At 63.7% G+C, this 4,094-nt stretch carries 3 protein-coding genes and 1 pseudogene; 3 read left to right on the top strand and 1 reads right to left on the bottom strand.

Translation table 11 applies throughout. From position 1 onward, the window contains the following. Positions 1–384: pseudogene (locus IBX59_RS14780) on the bottom strand (colanic acid biosynthesis glycosyltransferase WcaL); the annotation flags it as partial. A gap of 266 nt (positions 385–650) precedes the next feature. Here IBX59_RS14780 and IBX59_RS14775 point away from each other — a divergent pair. The 3 genes from IBX59_RS14775 to IBX59_RS14765 are packed head-to-tail and all read left to right on the top strand — an operon-like array spanning position 651 to position 4,076. Further along, complete coding sequence (locus tag IBX59_RS14775; protein WP_296376934.1) at positions 651–2,150, top strand: hypothetical protein; 1,500 nt, start codon at positions 651–653, stop codon at positions 2,148–2,150. Next, the gene (locus IBX59_RS14770) at positions 2,147–3,109 is read left to right on the top strand and encodes a glycosyltransferase family 2 protein (protein WP_296376931.1); all 963 of its coding nucleotides are present in this window, start codon (positions 2,147–2,149) and stop codon (positions 3,107–3,109) included. The genes IBX59_RS14775 and IBX59_RS14770 overlap by 4 nt, the downstream gene beginning before the upstream one ends. Beyond that, positions 3,093–4,076, top strand: coding sequence for a glycosyltransferase family A protein (locus tag IBX59_RS14765; RefSeq protein ID WP_296376929.1), 984 nt, complete (start codon positions 3,093–3,095; stop codon positions 4,074–4,076). Before IBX59_RS14770 ends, IBX59_RS14765 begins: the two co-directional genes overlap by 17 nt. Positions 4,077–4,094 lie beyond the last annotated feature (18 nt).

The raw sequence follows: 4,094 nt of genomic DNA, 5'->3' as shown, positions 1-4,094 counted from the left end.
GTGCTGTGCCAGGATCAACGCCTCGGCCAGATAGGCGATCTGTTTTGCCCCGCCACGCAGGCCGGGGGGGGCGGTGCGCCATGCCAGTGCAAGGGTTTGCGCCAGCCGTTTCGGTCGTGCCAGCGCGGCCCAAAGGGCGCGGGGCAGGGTGGCGGGTTTGCGCGCGGCGTCGATGATGTAAAACGTATCGCTATGGGCGGCGCGTTCTTGCGGGCCGGTCAGCTGGCGGGCATCGGGGCGGCGCACCGCACAGGTCGCCACATCAAACCCAAGCGCGCGCAATCCGGCGACTTCACGCAGGATGAATGTATGCGACGCCGCGGGGTAAAGCGATGTCAGATAGGCAAGACGGGGCAGGGGGGTGGGGGGGCTTGTCCGGGGCATACCGGGAAATATCCTTTGATAATGGTCTTGTTATGTCGGAAGCTTTCGCAGGCGTAAACCTGCGCTGGTGCGATTGTGGCAGGGTTGCGGGCAGATTACCTTTGATCGCAGCGCCCCGGGCAGGTAGGAAGGGTGCGGCAAGGGTCGTCCTTGCAGGTATTTGCGTGTATTTTGTGACGGCCCCCTGCGGTTGCTGATGAGTGAAAGAGATCATGCCCACACAGATCTTCCAGATATCACGCCCCCAGCGGGGACCGGGCTAAGCCATGATACCGCCGCTTCTGGCCATCTTTGTCTGGCCCGTGATCAGTATCGTGTTTTTCCAGCGCTTGCGGCTGCCGCTGGCGATCCTGGTGACGATCGTGGGCGGGTTCTTGTTGTTGCCCGTGGGCACGGCGTTCAATCTGCCGGGCTTGCCTGCGCTGGACAAGGCCACGGTGCCTGCGCTGACGGCGCTGATCCTTGCGCTGATCTTTGCCAGAGATGACCGTTCTGATGACCTGCGCCCCAAAGGGTTGATCCCGCGCCACCCGATCATTCTGGCGTTGCTGGTGATGCTGGTGCTGGGGGCGGTGATGACGGCCTTCACCAATACCGATGCGCTGACCTATGGACCGCGCAGTCTGCCGGGGTTGCGGTTTTATGATGCGGGTTCCATGGCGGTGGCGGCGCTGATGATGGTGATCCCGTTTTTGCTGGCGCGGCGCTATCTGGCAGACCCGGCGGCGCAGAAGCTTTTGCTGATCGTGTTGTGCGTCGCCGCCGGCGGCTATGCTTTTCTGGCCTTGTTCGAGGTGCGGATGTCACCGCAGCTGAACCGCTGGGTTTACGGATTTTTCCCGCATAGCTGGATACAGCATATCCGGGGGGGTGGGTTTCGGCCCGTCGTGTTTCTGAACCACGGTCTGGTGTTGGGGATTTTTCTGGCGATGTCCCTGCTGGCGACGGTTGGCCTGATGCGGGTTGACGCGCGGCGGCGCGGGCTGTTTCTGGCGGCTGCGCTGTGGCTGGGGCTGACGCTGCTTTTGTCGCGCAACCTTGGCGCGGTGATGATCACGGCGGTGCTGTTGCCGGTGGTGATCTTTCTGGGGGTGCGGGGGCAATTGCTGGCGGCCGCGATCATCGCGGGGGTGTTTCTGGCCTATCCGGTGGCGCGGACATCGCAGATATTGCCGATCGCGCAGGTGATCCAGTTTGCCGAAGATATCGACCCGCAGCGCGCCGGGTCGTTTGTATATCGACTGGATAACGAAGAAATCCTGCTGGCAAAAGCGTCAGAGCGGCCGCTGTTCGGCTGGGGCGGTTGGGGCCGGTCGCGGGTTTTTAATGATGCCGGGCGTGACATCAGCGTGACGGATGGCCTGTGGATCATCATTCTGGGCGTCGAGGGTTGGGTTGGCTATATCGCGCGCTTTGGGCTGCTGACTGTGCCTGTTTTCCTGCTGCTCTGGCACCGTCGCCGTTATGACATTGGCATGGAAACCTCTGTTCTGACGCTTATTCTGGCGGCGAATCTGGTGGATATGGTGCCCAATAGTTCCAACATGCCGCTGACCTGGCTGATCGGGGGGGCGCTGTGGGGGCGGTTGGAGCTGCAAAAGGCCGCGCGTGCGCAAGGGGCGGCAGCGGCGCCTGCGCCTGCCGATCCTGCCTATCGCCGGGCCGGGGCTGCCCCCCCGGCCACACCCGCGCCACAAAGCCTTTATACCCGGCAGGTGCAGCGGATTGACCGCAAGAAACCCCCATTGAGGCCCGCGCATAAATGACCTGCCGTATTGCCATTTCAATCATCAATTACCGCACCGGGCCGATGACCATCGCCTGCGTGGAATCGGTGCTGGCCGATATCGGCGATCTGGAGGCGCAGGTGGTGGTGGTCGATAATGCCTCGGGTGACGGATCAGCCGACGTGATCGCGGATTGGATCGCGGCACAGCCTGCGGGCACGCCGGTCACGCTGGTGCAATCTGACCGGAACAGCGGGTTTTCCGGCGGGCATAACCTTGGCATGGCGGCGGTGCGGGCCGATCATTACCTGATCCTGAATTCCGACGCGCTGCTGCGGCCGGGGTTTCTGGCGCAGATCCTTGCGGCGGCGGATGCCAACCCCCGCGCCGGGCTGATCGCCCCGCAGATCGCAACCGACGATGGCGATGTGCAGGTCAGCTGTTTCCGGTTTCATTCCCCCGCCAGCGAACTGATCCGCGGTGCGGCCAGCGGGCCGGTTACAAAGCTGTTGCAGCGCCATGTGGTCGCCCTGCAACCGCCCGCCGAGCCCGCTGCGGTGGAATGGGCCAGTTTTGCCTGCATCCTGTTGCGTGGCGCGATGGTGGATCAGGTCGGCCCGATGGACGAAGGGTATTTCCTCTATTTCGAAGACGCCGCCTATTGCCTGCAGGCGCGGCGTGCGGGCTGGCAGATCGTGCAGGAACCGCGCGCGGTGGCGGTGCATTACAAGGGTGGCAGTGGCCCGGTCGAGGCATTGGGTGCGGCGCGCAAACGCCTGCCTGCCTATTACTATAGTGCGCGCACAAGGTTCTTTTATCAGGCCCATGGTCATGCGGGGTTGTTCCTGGCAAACCTGATGTGGTTGTGCGGGCGGGGGCTGGCGCATCTGCGCCGGTTTGTAGGGAAACCCGTGCCAAAAGCGATGGATGCCGAAAGCCACGATCTGTGGATCAACTTCCTGCAACCACTGAGGCCAGGGCATGCCCCGGAAGACTGACCCGCTGGCCGGAAACGACATTGCCGTCATTGTTATCGGGCGCAACGAAGGCGCGCGGTTGATTGCATGCCTGGACGCGGTGCAAGGCGCTGCCGCGCGGATCATCTATGTTGACAGCGGGTCCACCGACGGCAGCCAGGATGCGGCGCGGGCCCGTCAGGCAGAGGTTGTGGCGCTGGATATGACCCAGCCCTTTACGGCAGCACGGGCGCGCAATGCCGGGTTGGCAAGGCTGTCGAAAAAGCCGGATCGCGTGACCTTTGTGCAGTTTATCGACGGTGATTGCACGCTGCATCCTGACTGGATTGAAACAGCGCGCGCATTCCTGGTGGCGCATCCGGATGTGGTGGCTGTCGCGGGGCGTTTGCGTGAAAAACACCCCGATGCTTCGGTTTATAACAGGCTGTGTGACAACGAATGGAACACACCGGTCGGCAAAGCGCGGGCCTGCGGCGGGATCGCGATGATGCGGCTGGCGCCTGTCTTGCTTGCGGGCGGGTTCAAGGATGATCTGATCGCGGGCGAAGAACCCGAACTTTGCGTGCGTCTGCGCAAACAGGGCTGGCAAATCTGGCGGCTGGATGCCGAAATGGCCCTGCACGATGCCGCGCTGACCCGGTTTGGCCAGTGGTGGCAGCGGACGCGCCGCGGCGGCTATGCCTTTGCCGAAGGGGTGGCGCTGCATGGCGCGCCGCCGGAACGGCATTGCGTGGCGCCCCTGCGCCGGATCATCCTGTGGGGGCTTGTCCTGCCAGCGGTGACGGTGCTGGGTGCGCTGGCGACACCTTGGGCGCTGCTGTTGCTGCTGGCCTGGCCGGCGCAGGTGGTGCGGTTGCGGTTGCGGGGGATGTCATGGACGGCGGCGTTTTTCATGACGCTGACCAAACTGCCCGAGGCGCAGGGCGCGCTGACCTATTGGTGGCGGCGGATGACCCGCGCGCGGGCGCGGTTGATCGAATACAAGTGACGGTCTGTCTGGCCCGGG

This window comes from Yoonia sp. (genome assembly GCF_014859355.1).
Lineage (GTDB): Bacteria > Pseudomonadota > Alphaproteobacteria > Rhodobacterales > Rhodobacteraceae > Yoonia.
This window is presented reverse-complemented; position numbering and strand designations above follow the sequence as displayed.

Coding starts and splice junctions, on each gene's coding strand:
- IBX59_RS14775 (WP_296376934.1), top strand. CDS start 651: ATGATACCGCCGCTTCTGGCCATCTTTGTCTGGCCCGTGATCAGTATC.
- IBX59_RS14770 (WP_296376931.1), top strand. CDS start 2,147: ATGACCTGCCGTATTGCCATTTCAATCATCAATTACCGCACCGGGCCG.
- IBX59_RS14765 (WP_296376929.1), top strand. CDS start 3,093: ATGCCCCGGAAGACTGACCCGCTGGCCGGAAACGACATTGCCGTCATT.